Source organism: Flagellimonas aquimarina, assembly GCF_003149745.1.
GTDB lineage: Bacteria > Bacteroidota > Bacteroidia > Flavobacteriales > Flavobacteriaceae > Flagellimonas > Flagellimonas aquimarina.
In genome coordinates, this window is the sequence record NZ_QGEG01000002.1 from 1,240,050 (window position 1) to 1,260,607 (window position 20,558).

15 protein-coding genes are annotated in these 20,558 nt (G+C 37.5%); 11 read left to right on the top strand and 4 right to left on the bottom strand.

Annotation, left to right across the window (positions count from 1 at the left end; genetic code table 11):
- Nucleotides 1–69: 69 nt before the first annotated feature.
- Genes DKG77_RS12495 through DKG77_RS12510 form a run of 4 tightly spaced genes read left to right on the top strand, consistent with a single transcriptional unit; the run spans nt 70 to nt 4,239 of the window.
- Entirely contained in the window at nt 70–1,992 is a 1,923-nt protein-coding gene (locus DKG77_RS12495) for a BatA domain-containing protein (protein WP_243414923.1), read from the top strand.
- Complete coding sequence (locus DKG77_RS12500; protein WP_109663425.1) at nt 1,989–3,242, top strand: dihydroorotase; 1,254 nt, start codon at nt 1,989–1,991, stop codon at nt 3,240–3,242. Before DKG77_RS12495 ends, DKG77_RS12500 begins: the two co-directional genes overlap by 4 nt.
- A 4-nt stretch (nt 3,243–3,246) precedes the next feature.
- Nucleotides 3,247–3,570, top strand: a complete 324-nt coding sequence (locus DKG77_RS12505) for a hypothetical protein (RefSeq protein ID WP_109663426.1) — start codon at nt 3,247–3,249, stop codon at nt 3,568–3,570.
- 9 nt (nt 3,571–3,579) lie between these two features.
- Nucleotides 3,580–4,239: an alpha/beta hydrolase gene (locus DKG77_RS12510; RefSeq protein ID WP_109663427.1), complete on the top strand. Its 660-nt coding sequence runs from the start codon at nt 3,580–3,582 to the stop codon at nt 4,237–4,239.
- Here DKG77_RS12510 and DKG77_RS12515 read toward each other — a convergent pair.
- Together DKG77_RS12515 and DKG77_RS12520 are read right to left on the bottom strand one after the other, a co-directional pair.
- Nucleotides 4,236–4,730: a hydrolase gene (locus DKG77_RS12515; protein WP_109663428.1), complete on the bottom strand. Its 495-nt coding sequence runs from the start codon at nt 4,728–4,730 to the stop codon at nt 4,236–4,238. The genes DKG77_RS12510 and DKG77_RS12515 overlap by 4 nt on opposite strands.
- Before the next feature lie 5 nt (nt 4,731–4,735).
- Nucleotides 4,736–5,500: an MBL fold metallo-hydrolase gene (locus tag DKG77_RS12520; protein WP_109663800.1), complete on the bottom strand. Its 765-nt coding sequence runs from the start codon at nt 5,498–5,500 to the stop codon at nt 4,736–4,738.
- 87 nt (nt 5,501–5,587) lie between these two features.
- Here DKG77_RS12520 and DKG77_RS12525 point away from each other — a divergent pair, with 87 nt between their 5' ends.
- Nucleotides 5,588–7,039, top strand: coding sequence for a nicotinate-nucleotide adenylyltransferase (locus DKG77_RS12525; RefSeq protein WP_109663429.1), 1,452 nt, complete (start codon nt 5,588–5,590; stop codon nt 7,037–7,039).
- 72 nt (nt 7,040–7,111) lie between these two features.
- Here the strand turns inward: DKG77_RS12525 and bcp are convergent, their stop codons facing one another.
- The gene (bcp, locus tag DKG77_RS12530; protein WP_109663431.1) at nt 7,112–7,564 is read right to left on the bottom strand and encodes a thioredoxin-dependent thiol peroxidase; all 453 of its coding nucleotides are present in this window, start codon (nt 7,562–7,564) and stop codon (nt 7,112–7,114) included.
- 55 nt (nt 7,565–7,619) lie between these two features.
- Here bcp and DKG77_RS12535 point away from each other — a divergent pair, with 55 nt between their 5' ends.
- Nucleotides 7,620–8,282, top strand: coding sequence for an endonuclease III domain-containing protein (locus DKG77_RS12535; protein WP_109663433.1), 663 nt, complete (start codon nt 7,620–7,622; stop codon nt 8,280–8,282).
- A gap of 246 nt (nt 8,283–8,528) precedes the next feature.
- Here DKG77_RS12535 and DKG77_RS12540 read toward each other — a convergent pair whose 3' ends face one another.
- Nucleotides 8,529–9,110 carry an RNA polymerase sigma factor gene (locus DKG77_RS12540; protein WP_109663434.1) on the bottom strand — a complete coding sequence of 194 codons (582 nt, stop codon included), beginning with the start codon at nt 9,108–9,110 and terminating at the stop codon, nt 8,529–8,531.
- 248 nt (nt 9,111–9,358) lie between these two features.
- Here DKG77_RS12540 and uvrA point away from each other — a divergent pair, with 248 nt between their 5' ends.
- The 5 genes from uvrA to DKG77_RS12565 all read left to right on the top strand — a co-directional run bounded on the left by uvrA (nt 9,359) and on the right by DKG77_RS12565 (nt 20,540).
- On the top strand, nt 9,359–12,136 hold the full coding sequence (uvrA, locus tag DKG77_RS12545) for an excinuclease ABC subunit UvrA (RefSeq protein ID WP_109663436.1): 2,778 nt from the start codon (nt 9,359–9,361) through the stop codon (nt 12,134–12,136).
- A 394-nt stretch (nt 12,137–12,530) separates the two neighbouring features.
- Entirely contained in the window at nt 12,531–16,199 is a 3,669-nt protein-coding gene (locus DKG77_RS12550) for a gliding motility-associated C-terminal domain-containing protein (RefSeq protein ID WP_109663437.1), read from the top strand.
- Nucleotides 16,200–16,257: 58 nt separating this feature from the next.
- Nucleotides 16,258–17,199 carry a PorP/SprF family type IX secretion system membrane protein gene (locus DKG77_RS12555; RefSeq protein WP_109663802.1) on the top strand — a complete coding sequence of 314 codons (942 nt, stop codon included), beginning with the start codon at nt 16,258–16,260 and terminating at the stop codon, nt 17,197–17,199.
- Between the two features lie 20 nt (nt 17,200–17,219).
- On the top strand, nt 17,220–19,154 hold the full coding sequence (locus tag DKG77_RS12560; RefSeq protein ID WP_109663439.1) for an OmpA family protein: 1,935 nt from the start codon (nt 17,220–17,222) through the stop codon (nt 19,152–19,154).
- A gap of 138 nt (nt 19,155–19,292) precedes the next feature.
- A complete protein-coding gene (locus DKG77_RS12565; RefSeq protein ID WP_109663440.1) occupies nt 19,293–20,540 on the top strand; it encodes a hypothetical protein in 1,248 nt (415 codons plus the stop codon).
- Nucleotides 20,541–20,558 lie beyond the last annotated feature (18 nt).

The window sequence follows — 20,558 nt, forward strand, 5'->3', positions numbered from 1 at the left end:
AAGTCTTAACAGGCAAAAATCTAAATCAAAATTGTTTTAATCCCTATATTTGTTCAATCAAAGTTGGGAATGCAATTTAAACATCCGGAAATCCTTTGGGCCCTCGTACTTCTTTTAATTCCCCTTTTAATCCATCTTTTTCAATTACGTCGTTTTAAGAAAACTCCTTTTACGAATGTGGCAATGCTGCAAAAAGTGGTTTCAGAATCCAGAAAAAGCAATACCCTAAAAAAATGGTTGTTACTGCTCACAAGACTTTTAATGCTTGCTGCTCTAATACTTGCTTTTGCACAACCATTTTCCGCCACTAATACGGCCTTGCGGCAAAAGGAAACTGTTATTTACTTGGATGATTCTTTTAGCATGCAAGCTAAAAAAAATGGTCTTTCCCTAATGGAAAAATCTATCCAGGATTTACTAAAAAATATAGGTCCTGAAAACACTTTTAGCCTTTTTACGAACGAAAGGACATTCAAGAATGTGACAATTAAAGATATTCAAAACAATCTATTATCACTTCCATATTCTCATAAACAATTGAATTTTGAAGAGATAAAACTAAAAGCTGGAACATTGTTTTCCGGTATCAATACCACATCCAAAAATCTGATCTTAATTTCAGATTTTCAGACAAGAATGGGGATGTCAACTAGCCACTTAGATTCAGTAGTCAACATTTATTACGTACCTATTCGCCCTAGAGAAGTACAAAATGTTTCTATAGATTCCACATATTTGGAAAAAAGTGTAACCGCACAATCAAAACTTACAACGCTTCTGTCTGGAGGATTAGATAGTGAAAACTTGCCCATATCCCTATATAATGGGGACACATTAATTGCTAAAAGCTCTGCGGATTTTAAAGCGAATGGAACAGCTAAAGTTGAGTTCTCAATCCCTTCAAATGAGGAATTAAACGGACATCTGCGTATTGCAGACAATAGCTTAACATACGATAACCAGTTCTTTTTTAATATTAACAAAAAAGAAAAAATAAAGGTTTTGACCATTAGTGATTCTGATAGTGGTTATTTGGAACGCTTGTTCACCCAAGACGAATTTATTTACAACAAACACCCCTTGACACAAGTAGACTACAGTATTTTGGATCAGCAAAATGTTGTCATTTTGGATAATCTGAAGGCAATTCCCAACAGTTTACAAAAAGTATTGCGAACTTTTAAAGAAGACGGAGGAACATTGATTGTAATTCCTGCAACAGAAAGTGATTTGATTTCTTATAACCAGTTTTTATCAAATTTCTTTGCAACGCGGTTTATTGAAAATGTAAGCCTAAACAAAAAGGTGACCACTATTTCTTTTCAGCACCCCTTGTACAAAAATGTTTTTGAAAAAGAAGTGTACAATTTTCAATACCCTAGCGTAAAACAATTCTATAAGATTCAATCTAGAGCGCCCAAAATACTTTCGTTAGAGGGAAATGAAGCATTTTTATCAGGAAACGATGGTTTTTACTTTTTCTCCACGTCTTTAGAAATTGGAAATTCAAACTTTAAAAACTCACCTTTAATAGTCCCTACTTTCTATAATATGGCCGCATTCAGTTTAAAAGCGCCAGAAACATACTTTACACTTGGAAGAACAAATACAATCGATATCCCCATAGATTTGGGCAATGATGATATATTGAATGTATCAAAAGATGGTTATGAATTTATTCCTTTACAACAGACTTTTCCAAATAAGGTAAGGTTGACCTTTGGAGATACTCCCACTGTTGATGGTATTTTTAGCATCAACAATGAAGGTGATCCGCTCAAAAACATCAGTTTTAACTACCCCCGGAATGAAAGCAATTTGAGTTATTTTGATATTGGCTTTATTGAAAGCAAAAACATGCAAGATTCAATTACTTCACTTTTTGAATTTTTAGAAGCGGAAAACAGTATTACGGCTTATTGGAAATGGTTTGTTATTTTAGCACTGCTTCTAACCCTTGTAGAGGTAATTATTCAAAAATACGTTACATGAACATTCTGCTGAAATCTGCAAAAATAGTATGCCCAGAAAATAAGGCACTACATTTAAAAAAGCGGGACATACTTATAAAGAAGGGAGTTATTGAAAAGATTGCTGCGTCTATTGAAGCACCCTCAGGTGTTAAAACAATTGAGCGCAAAGACCTTCATGTTTCTTTAGGTTGGTTTGATAGCAGTGTAAGTTTTGGAGAGCCGGGTTTTGAAGAAAGGGAAACAATAGAAAATGGGCTTGGTGTTGCAACTAGCAGTGGTTTTACAGATATCATTTTAAACCCCAATACAAATCCTTTACCAGACTCAAGTTCAAATATTGTTTTTCTCAAGGAAAGAGCTAACGGAAATAGCACAAACTTACACCCTTTAGGAAGCCTTACCGTAAATTCTGAAGGAAAGGACTTGGCGGAACTTTATGATATGAAAAGCGCGGGTGCTGTAGCTTTTTATGATTTTAAAAAGCAGATTTCTAACCCAAACCTTTTAAAAATAGCTCTATTATATACTCAGAATTTTGATGGCCTTGTTTTTTCTTACCCACAGGACGGACAAATAAAAGGAAAGGGTATTGTACATGAAGGAGATGTTTCAACCATGTTGGGTCTAAAGGGAATTCCCGCTATGGCAGAGGAGTTACAAATAGCCAGAGACCTATTTATTTTGGAATACACAGGAGGAAAACTGCATATACCAACTATTTCAACAGCAAATTCTGTAAAACTCATTGGCAATGCCAAAAAGAATGGCTTGGACGTTACTTGCAGTGTAGCGGTCCATAATTTAATCTTTACTGATGAAAGCCTAAAAGAGTTTGATTCAAATTATAAAGTAATGCCGCCGTTAAGAACCAAATCCGATTGTAAAGCTCTAATAAAAGGTCTAAAAGATGGGGTGATTGATTTTGTGACTTCGGACCATACCCCAATTGACATTGAAGACAAAAGAGTGGAATTTGATAATGCAGTTAGCGGAACAATAGGTCTAGAATCCTCATTTGGAAGTTTAAATCTGCTGTTTGATATAGAAGAAACAATCGCTTTGTTGACCAAAGGGCGGGAACGTTTTGGAGTTAAAACCGCTTCTTTTGCTGAAGGTGAAAAAGCCTGCTTAACCCTGTTTGAAACCAGTTCAGAAGATATTTTTAGTATGGCCAATATCCACTCCACTTCCAAAAACAGTCTGTTTTTGGGATCTACGTTAAAAGGACAGGTGTATGGTGTAATCAATAACAACCAAATTATAATCTAATATTTTGAGCGAGGCTAAATCAGGAAAAACGACTGCAATAATAAGTTACATAACAATCGTAGGATGCTTAATTGCCATTACAATGAACATGGAACCGAAAAATGCTTTTGCCCGTTTTCACGTACGGCAGGCATTTGGAATTCATTTATTTTTTCATGCACTGGCAATTGTATTTACTTTTATGGGTGTGGTCTACGCTCCTTTAGTACTTTATGCACTTTACTTGATACTGTTGGTATCTGGATTTTTACAGGCCTCAAGTGCAAAAACTAAACCTCTTCCTCTTTTAGGTGATCATTTTCAAAAATGGTTTACCTTTATATCATAATTTAGATAGATGTCCCCCATCCCATTATCTTTAGAATACCTGCTACGTCCTTCATCCCTGCAATCAGGTAAAATCCCTTCAATTTTTATGTTTCATGGATACGGCAGCAATGAAGAAGATTTATTCTCATTTGCTTCTGAACTGCCTAAAGAATTGTTAGTGATTTCCGTTAGGGCACCATATGACCTTGAGCCCTTCGGTCATGCTTGGTATGCCATTAATTTTGATGCTGAATACGGAAAATGGAGTGATGATGAGCAGGCCAAAGTATCTCGGGACAAAATAATTTCCTTTATTGATGAGGCCATTAATGCATATAATTTAGATAAGGAAAACATTACGCTATTAGGTTTTAGTCAAGGAACAATTCTTAGTTATTCTGTTGCACTGTCTTTTCCCGAAAAAATAAAAAATGTAGTTGCACTTAGTGGATATGTTAACAAAAATATTTTATTGGAGGGCTACGACACTAAGGATCATGGTTCATTAAACATATACGCTTCGCATGGCCAGGTAGATCAGGTTATCCCATTGGAATGGGCTCAAAAAACCCCTGATTTTCTTAACAGCTTAAATATAAAGCATACATACGAGGAATTTCCCATAGGACACGGTGTTTCTCAACAAAACTTTTATTCCTTTAGAGAATGGTTAATCAATCATATTTAGTTGCTACGTGCGTACAGTAAGTGGTCCATTAAAGTGAAATCTACGCCTAAATCATCTTTAAGTTCATATTTAATCACCAAATCTCCCCAATATTTTCCATCAGAAAAATCGGCAACAATCCATTTGTGATTCAATATTTTAATCTTATTGATTTTAAAATCACCTTCCATTCCTTCATATGGCACCAAGGGGTTGCTCCCCTTTTTCTCATTGGTTTCCAATAATTTATCTTCAATATAGCGGGTAGGGTTCTTTAAATTAAGGTGATCGTAATACGCAAGAGCATCATCATTGTTATCCAATGAGAAATACTGAATGTCCAATATTTTCAACTGAGATTGCTGAAGTGAATCTTTCAGCTCCGCAACCTCGCTCTTTAAGTCTCCAATATCTGAATTAACAGCTTTTGCAAAGTTGTTGGCACTTATAAATTGGTAAAGAACTATTAGCGCAATAAATACAAAAAGGTAAAGGAAAATCTTGTTTTTCATTATTCTTAAATCTTCAATTGTAAGTTATCATAAGCCAAAAATACATTCTTGGGCAGTTTTTTCTCTACTTCCTCATGAAAACCTAATATATGACTAATATGGGTGAAATATGTTTTTTCTGCCCCTACTTTTTGTGCAAAGGCAAGTGCTTCGTCTAAATTAAAATGTGAATGATGCGGTTCTTCTCTTAGCGCATTAACAACCAAAACTTTTGCTCCCATCATTTTTTTGGTTTCGGCTTCTTCAATACTTTTTACATCCGTTAGGTAAACAAAATCACCAAAACGGTATCCAAATACTTGAAGACGGTTGTGATAGGCTTCAATGGGGATTACTTTTAAATCTCCCAATTCAATGGTTTCATTATTAATAACTTGCGTAACTTTTACTGCAGGCGCTCCAGGATATCTATTTTCATCTGCAAAAATGTAATCAAATCTTCTGTTAAGTGAACTGATTACTCTTTGGTGCGCGTAAATGGGAATATCTCCTTGACGAAAGAAAAAAGGTCTAATATCATCTATCCCCGCAGTATGGTCCGCATGCTCATGGGTAAACAGAATACCATCCAATTTGGTTACAGAATTTGTCAACATCTGTTGTCTAAAATCTGGTCCACAATCAATTACATAGTTAAAATTTTTCCATGAAATCAACACAGAAACCCTTAGTCTTTTATCTCTAGGATCCTTGCTTAAACAAACCGGATGATCACTCCCAATTACGGGAATTCCTTGAGAGGTTCCCGTTCCTAAAAATGTAATGGTCATCATATCATCCATTAAAATCAAAATTATAACTTATTTATTTAATAGATTTGATGAAGAGTGTAACTTTGTTTCAATAAAACTCCGGTTATGTCCACTGCTAAAAGCAACCAAAATCCTTTTGAAAACATTCCTTCCATAAAGGCCAAAACGCTTAGAATCAATTTAAATCCTAACATCTATGGAACTTTTGCCGAAATTGGTGCAGGTCAAGAAACTGCACGGCAATTTTTTAGGGCCGGAGGTGCTTCTGGTACCATTGCGAAAGCGATGAGTGCATATGATAAATCTTTTAGTGATGCCATTTATGGTGTTGAAGAGGATGGTAGGTATGTGACCCAAGCAAGATTAAAACGCATGTTGGCCCATGAAATGCAGCTGGTAGAAGAACGCATTAGTAGAGAGAACAACCCAGATTATTTATTCTTTTCTTTCGCCAATACCGTTGCTACCATAGATTTTTCAAAACGATATAAAGGGCATGGTTGGATAGGTATTCGATTTCAATTGGATCCAAAACAAAAAGAATTTGATGAGATTGTTCTGCATATCAGATTCAAACAGACCGAGGCAAGATTACAACAGGAGACACTTGGTACTTTGGGGGTTAACCTTATTTATGGGGCATTTTTTAAATATCATAAGCCAAAAAAACTATTAAAATACCTGTACGACCATATTGATAAGGACACCATAGAAATTGACATGGTCAATTTTACAGGACCTCATTTTAAAGAAGTTGATAATAGACTAATGAGTCTTCAACTTATTAGAAATGACATGACCGATGCCGTAATGTTTGGTCCAGATGGAAACAATTTGTTACCCGCATCTGTACTTTACAAGAAAAATATTCTTGCGCTAAGAGGTAGTTTTAGGCCCGTTACCAAAGTAAACATGGATATGTTCCAAAAGTCTTATGACATTTTTATACGGGAACAAACAGTGGAATACGAAAATACCATTGTGGTTTTTGAAATTACCCTCTCTAACCTTAAAGCTTCTGGTGAGATTGATGAACAGGATTTTATGGATCGGGCAGAATTGTTAAGCTCCCTAGGACATACTGTGCTGATTTCGAAGTTTCAAGAATATTATAAGCTAGTAGAATACTTTAACAACTATACCAAGGCTAAAATAGGCCTTACGATGGGGGTCAACAATTTAGTTGATGTTTTTGATGAAAAGTACTATCGCGATTTAAGTGGCGGTATTCTTGAGGCCTTTGGAAAGCTATTCTTTAAAGATTTGAAGGTATACCTCTATCCTATGAAGGATGTGGCTACGGGTCAAATTATGACCAGCAACAACGTAAAGGTTCACCCACGTATGAAGGAACTGTACAAGTTCTTTAAGTATAATGGAAAAGTAATGGACATTATAGATTACGATCCAGATATCATGGATATTTTCTCTCGAGATGTATTAAAACGAATTACCACCGGTGAGGACGGATGGGAAGAAATGCTACCGGAAGGTATTGCTGAAATGATTAAAGAAAAGCAACTTTTTACTAGAAAATTATTGCCAGAAAAAGCTTAAACCCACTTTAATTAGAATAAAAACAGCACTTTCCAAATGTGGAGGTGCTGTTTTTTTAGCTATAGTTAGTGTTTAGTTTAAAAGTTGTGCGGCGTGATCTTTGGTTTTCACCTTGGCTATCACCCTTTCAATTACTCCTTCACCATCAATTACAAAAGTTGTTCTGTGCAATCCGTCATATTCCCTGCCCATAAACTTCTTGGGGCCCCATACGCCAAATGTTTCTATTACCGTGTGGTCCTCATCTGCCAATAACGGGTATTGGAAAGCATATTTATCCCTGAAATTTGTCTGCTTTTTCTGAGAATCTTCGCTAACACCTAAAATTTCATATCCTTGTTCTTGTAAAATTTCATAGTTATCCCTCAAATTACACGCCTCAGCTGTGCAACCAGGAGTATTGGCTCGCGGATAGAAAAAGACCACTAATTTCTTTCCTTTGTAGTCACTAAGATTAATTATGTTTCCATCTTGGTCTTTTGAAGAAAATTCAGGTACTTTATCGCCCACTTTTAGCATGTTCATATGTATTCAATCTTTAATTTATTGTTTAATTTATTTTTGCTAAAGTTAAACAAAAATGAATAAACAAGACAAAGTTAATTTCACTATTAGAACTTTGGATGAACTTTATCCAACAATCCCTGTACCATTGGACCATAAAGATCCCTACACATTGTTAGTTGCTGTGCTCCTATCTGCACAAAGTACAGACGTTCGTGTAAATAAAATCACACCTCTATTATTTGAAAGGGCAGATAATCCATATGATATGGTAAAACTTACTGTGGATGAAATACGTGAGATTATAAAACCCGTAGGCCTCTCCCCTATGAAATCTAAAGGTATTCATGGGCTTTCGGAAATTTTGATTGAGAAATACGACGGAGAAGTACCAAAGGAAATTGAACTATTGGAAGAATTACCGGCAGTTGGCCATAAAACTGCCAGCGTAGTGGTTTCCCAAGCATTTGGAATCCCCGCATTCCCGGTAGATACCCATATCCATAGGCTCATGTACCGCTGGGGTTTTACCAATGGTAAAAATGTAATACAAACTGAAAAAGATGCCAAACGATTGTTTCCCAAGGAAATTTGGAATAGACTACATCTTCAGATTATATGGTATGGACGAGAATATTCTCCTGCAAGGGGCTGGGATTTAGAGAAAGATATTATAACAAACACGATTGGTCGAAAAACAGTAATTGATGACTACTATAAAACCAAAAAGAGCCGCTAATTGCGGCTCTTTTTGGTTTTTTTGAAGTTGTTAATTCAACGTTACTTCAAATTTGTGTGTTTTGTAATCAACTACTTGAATCGATTTAGAGTAGCTCAGCAAGAAATCAATTGTTTCTCGTCTAGCTTTCACCGATTTAACGGCTTTTGGTTCTTCAGAGTAAATGTTTTCCATATTCTAGCATTAATGTTACAATTAGATAACGCCGCTAAAATGGAAATATTGCTGTGTTCGACCTAATGCAGATTAATTCGTTAAAACGATATTATTGCGCTCAACTATCTTTCTTAAGTTGATTAGGGCGTATCTCATTCTTCCCAATGCTGTATTAATGCTAACCCCTGTATTCTCAGATATTTCCTTAAAACTCATGTCCTTGTAGATTCTCATCATCAAGACTTCTTTTTGATCTTCTGGTAATTCATCAATTAAAAGAGTTAAGTCACTATCAATCTGGTCTTTGATAATTTGCTTTTCAGCATTTAGTTTTTCATCCCTGATAACAGAGAATATATTGAAATCATCACTGCCTTCAAACTTGGGCATTCTTTTGTTCTTTCGAAAATGGTCAATGATAAGGTTGTGTGCAATACGCATTACCCAAGGCAAAAATTTACCTTCTTCACTATAAGAACCTCTCTTGAGCGTTTTAATTACTTTAATAAAAGTATCCTGGAAAATGTCCTCTGCAACATCTCTATCCAATACTTTAGAGTATATAAAACTGGAAATTCTTTGGTTATGCCTGTTAATTAAGACTTCAAGAGCCTTTTCTTCTCCGGCAATGTAGTTTTTTACTAATATCGAGTCATCAATCTGTAGTTCCATACAAATTACTTTTTTGGTTAAAATTAGGGGCCTCCCTTTACAAAGAAAGACTTAGAGTTATCAGCTTAATTTTAAAAAAGTAATTATTTCTGTATAGGCCTATCAGCTTTTTAATTACACATCAAATATAGAAAAACAGTATGCCCAGGAAAAAACAATGTTGTGATTTGAGCATTTTTAGATGTTAACTGATACAATATACGTATTAAGTGTGGTGTAGCGTATCTTTGAAACGCAAATTTTAACATATGACCCTTATCAAGAACGTTGATCCCAAGCGCAATATTATTATTAAAGGAGCTAAACTTCACAATTTAAAGAATATAGATGTAATAATTCCTAGAAATAAGCTGGTGGTTATTACGGGACTTTCCGGTTCTGGAAAGTCCAGCTTAGCTTTTGACACCCTCTATGCCGAAGGTCAAAGACGATATGTTGAGAGTCTTTCTTCCTATGCAAGACAGTTTTTAGGAAAATTGGACAAGCCCAAGGTGGACTATATAAAAGGTATAGCACCTGCAATAGCCATAGAACAAAAAGTTAACTCTACCAACCCTAGGTCTACAGTAGGGACTACAACCGAAATCTATGATTACCTAAAATTGTTATATGCCCGTATTGGTAAAACCATATCCCCAGTCTCTGGCAAAGAGGTTAAAAAAAATACGGTTGCGGATGTTATCAACTATATAAAACCTCTAGAGGTAGGTACTAAGCTATTACTCTTGTCTCCTATTACAATAAAGGATGAACGAGATCCACTAAAGTCTTTGGAGCTTTTCTCCAAACAGGGATATGCACGTATTAAATATAAAGGAGAGGTTTTACGAATTGATAATGTTCCTTCAAATATTGGAAGAAGCTTTGATTTGGTCGTAGACAGAATAATTGTTAAAGATGATGAAGATTTTTACAACCGTTTAGGAAATGCCGTGGATAATGCCTTCTTTGAAGGAAAGGGTAAATGTGCCATTGAAAGCTTGGAAAGTGGCAAAACCATAACATTTAGCAATAAGTTTGAATTAGATGGGATAAAATTTTTAGAACCTAATGTCCATCTTTTTAGCTTCAACAACCCTTATGGTGCCTGCCCAAAATGTGAAGGCTATGGAGATGTAATAGGTATAGATGAAGATTTGGTGGTACCTAATACCGCACTATCTGTTTTTGAAAATGCAGTTTTTCCCTGGCGAGGAGAAAGCATGGGATGGTACAGAGATCAGTTGGTAAACACTGCATATAAATTCGACTTTCCAATTCATAAACCATGGTTTGAGCTAACTGAAGAACAAAAACAATTGGTATGGGATGGCAATGAACACTTCATGGGTATAGATGCTTTTTTTCAACAACTTGAAGAAAAAAGCTATAAAATTCAGAACAGGGTAATGCTTTCCCGTTACCGCGGAAAGACCAAATGCGCCGTTTGCAAAGGAAAGCGACTACGAAAAGAGGCCAATTATGTTAAAGTAGGCGGATACTCTATTTCTGACCTAATTGAGCTCCCCATAAAAAACTTAACTCCATTTTTTGAAGAACTACAACTTTCTGAGCATGATAATACCATTGCTAAAAGATTACTAAAGGAAATTACCACCAGATTGGATTTCTTGAGCAAAGTGGGATTGAGCTACCTAACATTAAATCGAAAATCGAATACATTGTCCGGCGGCGAAAGCCAGCGCATAAATTTGGCCACGTCATTAGGAAGTAGTTTGGTGGGTTCCATGTATATTTTGGACGAACCGAGCATTGGTTTGCATCCAAAGGATACTGAAAACCTAATTGAAGTATTGCTGTCTCTAAGAGATTTAGGAAATACCGTTATTGTGGTGGAACATGACGAAGATATCATGAAAGCTGCGGATGAAGTTATAGATATAGGTCCGGAAGCAGGAACCTTGGGTGGTGAAGTAGTTGCCACAGGAAGTCTAGAACAAATTTTGACATCTAATTCCTTAACAGCGGATTATTTAAATGGTACCAAGGAAATTAAGGTTCCTTTAGAGCGCAGAAATTCCAAAAATTACATTCAAATACAAGGAGCAAGGGAGAATAACCTTAAAAATATAGATACTACTTTTCCTTTAAACGTACTTACAGTGGTAACGGGTGTCTCAGGAAGTGGGAAAAGTACTTTAGTCAAAAAAATATTATATCCTACCATTTTAAAAGAAGTAGGTGGTTATGGTGAAAAAGCTGGTCAGTTTACTAAGGTAGAAGGAAAATACAGTCATATAAAGCATGTGGAGTTTGTAGATCAAAACCCTATTGGGCGTTCTTCAAGATCTAACCCTGTTACCTATATAAAGGCCTATGATGATATTCGAAATCTTTTTTCCTCACAAAGGTTGAGCAAGTTAAGAGGGTACCAACCAAAACACTTCTCATTTAATGTAGATGGAGGGCGTTGCGAAAAATGTAAGGGAGAAGGCGAGATCACAGTAGAAATGCAATTTATGGCAGATGTGCATTTGGAATGCGATGTCTGTGCCGGAAAACGTTTCAAAAAAGAAATCCTTGAGGTTCAGTTTGAAGGTAAAAGTATTGATGATGTCTTAAACCTGACCATTGATGAGGCTATTGAGCATTTTAAGACCCATACCCAGGATAAGATTGTAAACAAGCTACAACCATTACAAGATGTTGGATTGGGTTACGTTACCCTAGGTCAATCCTCCTCTACTCTTTCTGGTGGCGAAGCACAACGTATTAAACTAGCTTCCTTTTTAGTAAAAGGAAATACCAAAGAAAAAGCCCTGTTCATTTTTGATGAACCCACCACGGGACTTCATTTTCATGACATAAAAAAATTGCTTAAGTCTTTTGATGAACTCATTAACAAAGGGCATTCTGTAATTGTAATCGAGCATAACATTGAATTGATCAAATGTGCAGACTACATCATTGACCTTGGCCCAGAAGGTGGTGAAAATGGCGGATATTTAATTGCCGAAGGTACACCAGAAGAATTAGTTCAAAACAAAGATTCACATACAGCAAGCTACTTAGCAGAAAAATTATAATTAGCAAAGCTACACTGAACCTAAAGTTATAAGTTGCTCGCTCTTCGAGCCACCTTATAAAACAAAGCATTTTTTGGGGCACTCTCTTGGTGCTCCAATTCTTCCTTACAAAACAAAGTTTCAACTAAAACTTTCAAAGTAGATATTGTCATCGATCAGGTTAGAAGGTCAGATCAGAAACTGTAATCATCAATTGGAAAGGACAATACAAAAAACCATAGCCAATTCTTCCATTTCTTTCTAAGAAATTCGCGTCCAAATATAAAACTCACATCAAATTCAGAAGTTATAATAGGCTGTCAAGCAATTGCTTATAAAAGCATTGAGACATGATTTTGACACACTAATCATCACACAAAAATATTGATACTATAACCAACGTAATATTAAAGGCATGTTATTTAAACTAAATCTGACTGAAAAGGGAAAATCATTTTTACTCTTTTTAGCCATTCTTTTTGCTTTGACATTAAATGTAAATGCATCTCACACCAAGCATATTGGTTCACGAAATTCTTTATTGGATTCTGGCATTATAGCGGATACAGAAAATGAAATGTTCGTACCGGGGATATCTTTGGTCAAAACTGCGACAGTTAGCGTCAACTGTAGTCAGATTCGTTTTTCTTTTGAAGTAGTAAACCAAAGTACTAATGGAGAAATACTCGAAAATGTTTTGGTCACTGATCCATCATTGGGTGGTATAATTGTCGGTCCATCTTCTGGTGACGATAACAACAATACTTTTTTAGACCCGGGTGAAACATGGATATACGGAGCCGTGTATAACCTTACCCAAATAGATATAGATAACGGGCAGTTTATTAATCAGGCCAATGTCACAGCAGACGTACAGGGCCAGCCAGGAGTTACAGTTAATGATTTATCAGATGACAATAGTGTTTTGGAGGACGATCATACCATTACAGATTTAACCTCATGTCAATCTGGTATTTCGCTCATAAAAACTGGTATTGCAATCGCGGGAATAGATCAAGGTCCAGGGTGCAATTTAATTATATACCAATTTCAAGTTGCAAACGAAGGTGCACAAATTCTAGAAAACGTTGTTCTTAACGATCCTCTGCTGGGTGGAGACTTACCAGGGCCCAATTCTGGTGACAACAACAACAATAGTCTTTTGGATATAAACGAAACATGGATTTATTCAGGGGTATATATTATAGTGCCAAACGATCTTAATAATGGACAGGTGATTAATCAGGCAACCGTTACCGCAGATGTGCAAGGCCAGCCTGGAACAACGGTTCAAGATCTTTCAGATGACAATAGCACTGTGGAAGATGATGCAACAATTATTGATCTGTCTTTTTGTCAACCCAATATAGCCGTAATTAAAACAGGGGTTGCCTCCGAAGGGGTTGAACAGGGACCCGGGTGTAATCTCATTTTTTACCAATTTGATGTTACGAACGAAGGAGAGATACCACTCGAGAATATAGTACTCAATGACCCATTGTTAGGCGGTGACATACCCGGACCTTTTTCTGGGGACGAAAATAATGATTCGGTACTAGATCCAAACGAAATATGGATTTATTCAGGAGTATATGCAATTACCCAACAAGACCTGAATAATGGACAAGTAGTGAACCAAGCAACGGTTATAGCGGATGTTCAAGGCCAACCCGGAGATACCGTGCAAGATCTTTCGGATGATAATAGTGTTCTGGAAGATGACCCTACATTAATTGATTTAACCTTTTGTCAATCAGACATTGCCGTTGTAAAAACAGGAATTGCTATTGAAGCAGTTGATGCCGGGCTTGGATGCAACTTTATAATATACCAATTTCACGTAACAAACCAAGGAGCACAAATACTGGAAAACGTAGTTCTTAATGATCCTCTGCTTGGTGGAGATTTACCTGGCCCCGATTCAGGTGATGACAACAACAACACTTTCCTAGACCCTGATGAGACTTGGATTTACTCAGTGATTTATCCCATAACACCAGATGATTTAAACAACGGACAAGTGATTAACCAAGCTACCGCCACAGCAAATGTACACGGGCTGCCGGGTAGTACGGTAGATGACCTTTCAGATGACGATAGTATTTTGGAGGACGACCCTACAATAATTGATCTTGGTGCTTGTGAAAATCCCGGTCCTGGAATTGGACTTATCAAAGAAGGTGAACTCGCGGACATCGATGGCGATGGCTGTATCGAGAGCATACGATATACCTTCACCGTGACCAACCTGGGAGACGTAGACCTGGACGAAGTGGATCTAGAAGATCCTCTGTTCGGCGGAAACATACCCGGACCAGAGTCCGAGAGCATTAACGAAAACGGTATCCTGCAAGTGGGAGAGATATGGACCTACGTGGCTATCTACGCCATCACACAGGCCGACATAGACGCTACCGTAGTGATCAACCAGGCCACCGTCAGTGCCGAGCCCGTAGGACTGGATGAGCAAGTGGTCGATTCCTCTGATGATGACAGCAACTTCCAAGACCAGCCCACTAGGACAGAAGTACCGGACGATGCATGTACCGATGGAGGTGCGGGCATTGGACTTATCAAAGAAGGTGAACTCGCAGACATCGATGGCGATGGCTGTATCGAGAGCATACGCTATACCTTCACCGTGACCAACCTGGGAGACGTAGACCTGGACGAAGTGGATCTAGAAGATCCTCTGTTCGGCGGAAACATACCCGGACCAGAGTCCGAGAGCATTAACGAAAACGGTATCCTGCAAGTGGGAGAGATATGGACCTACGTGGCACTCTATGCCATCACACAGGCCGACATAGACGCTACCGTAGTGATCAACCAGGCCACCGTCAGTGCCGAGCCCGTGGGCTCCGATGAGCAAGTGGTCGATTCCTCTGATGATGACAGCAACTTCCAAGACCAACCCACCAGGACAGAAGTGCCGGACGATGCATGTACCGATGGAGGTGCAGGCATTGGACTTATCAAAGAAGGCGAACTCGCGGACATCGATGGCGATGGCTGTATCGAGAGCATACGCTATACCTTCACCGTGACCAACCTGGGAGACGTGGACCTGGACGAAGTGGATCTAGAAGATCCTCTGTTCGGCGGCGACATACCCGGACCAGAGTCCGAGAGCATTAACGAAAACGGTATCCTGCAAGTGGGAGAGATATGGACCTACGTGGCTCTCTACGCCATTACACAGGCCGACATAGACGCTACCGTAGTGATCAACCAGGCCACCGTCAGTGCAGAGCCCGTAGGACTGGATGAGCAAGTGGTCGATTCCTCTGATGATGACAGCAACTTCCAAGACCAACCCACCAGGACAGAAGTGCCAGATGATTCATGTCCAGGTGATGGTGGCGAAACGCCTCTGTTCGGCATTGCAATCCTAAAGATTGGATCTAGTCTCGACATCAATTTAGATGGGTGTGACGACAGCATAAGATATGACTTTACAGTAATTAATACCGGGAGTATTAATCTAGAAGATGTAGAAATAAACGATGAGCTTCTTGGAGGGCAGATCAACGGATTGGTGCTAAGCGAAGAAAGCGAAGATAACATTCTACAACCAGGTGAGGAATGGCAATACACTGCAATATATAATTTGACACAAGAAGATATAGATGGAGTATTCGTTAACAACCAAGCTTCTGTTACTGCCAACTTAATAGGATCCAATAACATAGTTTTTGATTTTTCAGATAATGACAATTATCAAGAAGACGACCCAACTGAAACTAATGTTTCTGGATTTTGTGCAGATGGCGGTTCTGATTTTGAAATATTCAATGGGATTACACCGAATGGTGATGGATTCAATGATTACTTCCAAATCGTAGGAATTGAGAACTATCCTAACAATAACCTTAAAATCTTCAACAGATGGGGGGTTTTGGTTTACCAAGCCGACAATTATGGTCAAGGTAACAACCTTTTCAGAGGTATATCCGAGGGTAGATCAACCATGACTCAAGATAGGGAACTTCCAAGCGGCACCTATTTCTATTCCTTGACATTCTCAGCTGAAAACCCAGGTAAAGACAGTTACAACGGATACCTGTATATCAACAGGGATTAATACCCCAACAAAAAAAATGGAAAATCATAAGTATACAAACCAGAAGATAATAGTTAAGATGTCTAAGAACCTTTTTATCGGAATTGCCATTACCTTGATCTCAATCATAAGTGGTAACGCGCAACAAGACCCACAATACACACAGTACATGTATAATACCCAAATCATAAATCCTGCTTATGCCGGTTCTAGAGAGGCATTGAGTTTTGGCCTTTTGGGTAGAATGCAGTGGGTCAATTTTGAAGGTGCTCCAAAAACAGGAACATTTACAGTAAACTCGCCTATTGGACTTTATGATAATATGGGCCTTGGTCTATCCATTGTACATGATGAAATAGGCCCTGCCACTGAAACCAATGTGACAGCCGATTATTCTTATAGTATTGATGTTTCAATGAACGGCGAGCTCTCTTTTGGTCTTAAGGCTGGCCTTAATCTGTTGGATGTTGATTTCTCAAAATTAAATATTTTCAACCCAAATGACCCCTTCTTCCAAAACAACGTTGATAGAAAACTACAGCCTCAAATAGGTGGAGGAATGTATTTTAATACTGACAGATTTTATATAGGTGCTTCAGTTCCAAATTTCCTGAATACCAAACATTTTGATGAAAGTTCACTGGAGGGCACAAACGAAGATGGAGTAGCTATCGAGAGATTACATTATTTTTTAATCGCTGGTTACGTCTTTAACTTAAATCAAAACCTTAAGTTAAAGCCCGCAACTTTATTCAAAGCAGTAAGCGGATCACCTTTACAGTGGGATTTATCGGCAAACTTCCTGTTCAATGAAAAATTTACTGTAGGAGCTTCTTATCGATGGAGCGCATCAGTTAGTGCCATGTTAGGTTTTCAAGTTTCGGATTCCATCTTTCTTGGTATGGCCTACGATTACGAATCAACCGAGATAGAATCTTTTAGTGATGGTTCTTATGAACTGTTTCTACGCTTTGAGTTCTTCAAAAAATCGGACCGCATATTAACCCCAAGGTTCTTCTAAAAATTTAAAGACAAATTACTATGCTACACAAAGTAAAAATATGCTTACTGTTCGTTTTGTTTGTAGGCAACATTTTTGGACAAAAGGATAAAATTAAAAAAGCGAATGAAGAATTTGAAACCTATTCTTATATCGATGCCAGAAAGATTTATCTTAAAGTTGTTGAAGATGGTTATGAGTCCTCACAGGTGTTCAAAAAATTAGGGGACACCTACTATTTCAATAGTGAATACAAGGACGCATCCATTTGGTATGCCAGGTTATTGGAAAAATTCCCTGATGATGCCGAACCAATATATAAGTATAGAGCAGCCCAGTCCCTTAAGAGCATAGGTGCATATGATGAATCTAAAAAATTGATGGATTCTTATACAAGTTCAACAAAAAATAGTCCAATAGCCAATAGCTATCAAAGAAACACTTCTATTTTAGATGACATTATTGATTTTGAATCAGAAGAATATGAAGTCCATAAGGCATCGAACGGATTATCCAGTTCAGATTTTGGACCTGCATTCTTTAGTGATAAAATAGTCTACGCATCCACATCCAAGAACACTGAGGGAGGTAAAATCCATGATTGGAGCGGACTCCCCTATTTAGATCTCTATATGGCAGAGTTGGACGAAGATGGAAATTTCTTAACATCGACCGCATTAAATGGAGACATAAACACTCCATATCATGAGTCCTCCGCATGTTTTACCAAAGATGGCAATACAATGTTTTTTACCAGAAACAATTATTTAAATGGTAAAAAGAAGAGAGGAAAAAACAAGTTGGTAAGTTTGAAGATATACAAGGCCACAAAAAATGCAAATGGAAGTTGGGGCAATATCCAAGAACTTCCATTCAATGATGATTCTTACGCTGTGGCTCATCCCGCACTGAATCATGATGAATCCAAATTGTATTTTTCTTCCAACATGCCAGGAACTTTAGGAATGTCGGATATCTGGTATGTGGACATTTTAAGCAATGGAGAGTTTGGAAGCCCTATAAACTTAGGTGAGAAAATAAACACAGAAGCTCGGGAAACCTTTCCTTATTTGAGTGATGACAACAACCTATACTTTTCTAGTGATGGTCATGTTGGCCTAGGGGGTTTAGATGTCTTTGTAGTATCGCTAAGTAATTCAGGACCATTTAAGCAGGTTACCAACCTAAGGAAACCAATAAACACCAATCAAGATGATTTTGGCCTGATCATCAATGAAGAAAATAGAACAGGTTACCTGTCGTCTAACAGAAATGGTTCCGAAGGAAGTAAATCTGATGACATTTATAGATTCTCCGAAAGCTGTAGCATTACTGTAAGAGGACTCGTGATAGACAAGAAAACTAAGGCAGTACTTTCCAGCTCATTGGTTATGTTACTTGATAATAACAATAAAATAGTTTCCCAAACAATCTCCGATAGCAAGGGAGCCTACAACTTTGAAGGTGTTGTTGAATGTAACAAACAATATTCAGTTAGGGCAACAAATAAGGAAATGGAGTACCAACCAGATGAAACGTTGGTCAACACACCCAGAATTTCCAAAGTTTTAGAAGTCGATTTGTTATTAACACCCCCAGATTGTCCAGTAAATGATTTAGGCTGCAGATTGGCCCTACAACCCATCTATTTTGACTTTGACCAACATGATATAAGATCAGATGCAGAAGTGGAACTGGCTAAAATCTTGTCTGCTATGAAAGAATACCCACAATTGAACATTCACATTGAGTCCCATACAGATTCTAGAGGAAATGACAATTATAATGAACTACTTTCAGATAGAAGGGCAAAGTCTACTCTAGAATGGCTGGTTAAAAACGGTATTAATAGAGCCAGATTTTCTGCTAAAGGTTATGGTGAGTCGCAACTTCAAAATGAATGTTCCAATGGTGTGGAATGCTCAGAAAAAGCACATCAACTTAATAGAAGATCCATGTTCATTATAAAGAACTAATCGTTTTGGTTTCACAAGAATAAATGGTAAATACTTAATTGACAGGTATTTACCATTTATTCTATTTTTTTGGCACGCTGTTTGGTATTTACTTGTCGGGATGTAAATAATTGCATTCAGAATTTAAAACCTTATAGTATGAAACATTTAGTACTCATTTTTGCAGCGGTTCTTTTAGGTACTCCAAGTACCAAAGCTACCACCATGGAAGATAAGGTTGCCATCAGCAATGCTTATAGATACGGAAACTCATTCATTTTTGTTGAAAATGGAATTACATTTTCTGTATATCCCGATGGAGAATTTGATTTTTATATAGACAATCAAGTAAATGTTGGCGTTAATGCACGTATTGGAAATGTTGGTGTCACATTTAACTCAGGATATAATTACAACCCTTTTGTACAATATGACGATTACGGATCTGTAATACAGGTAGAGAATATCCCTGTGTATTATGATCATTACGGTCGTGTAAATCAAATAGGAAGTGTTGATGTTTGGTACAGAAATGGTCGGGTACGAAGACTTGGTGGATTAAACGTTTTTTATAACGGTGGCGTTTTCAGTCACTATACAGGATACATCAATATCTACAACAGGCATTATGTATATAGACCTTTCCATAGGTATTTTGCAAGACCGGCAGTATCCTTTTGTAATGTATACAACAGGCCATATAGAAGGTATTACAATCCTATACGCTATACATATTATAGGCCATACAGACACAACTATAGAAGGTCTTATGCATCATATGGTAAAACATATAGAAACGATAGAAGACATAGAAGAGATAATATTTATAGAAATGACAGAAGAGTTTCTGAACGAAACAACAATGTGAGAAGAAGTGGTGATTATGGTAGAAGCAATAGGTCTGTGAACCGTGATGATTACAGGTCAGATACCAGAAGAGTGAGTAGAAATACCACTACAAGAAGATCTACTGATCAAGGAAACTATAGAAAAGGAAATGCTGTAAGCCGTTCTAACAACAGTGTAAAAAGAAATACTGGTACTAATAGAACAGTTAAGCAGAGCGAATATAGAAGAGGAAATGTTGCAACAAGAAGCAACTCTAATAGTAGAACGGTTACACAAAGACAAGTAACGCGAAAGCCGAACAGTAGAACTGTGACCAAGCGACAAGTGACCACCACGCCCAGAAGCAAAACGGTCACCCGCAGCACAACAAATACTTATAAAAGACCACAAGCTAGAAAAAGTACAAGTAGGTCGGTTGCAAGTAGAAGCAGTGCACCAAAAAGAACTGTATCCAGAAGTGCTAAAACAACAGTAAAAAGAAGTTCTGGTAATACAAGTTCAAATAGAAGAAGTAATAATTCAGGCACTAGGACAAGAAGTTCCGGAAGAGTGCAATAAAGATAGTTTTTAGGTTGG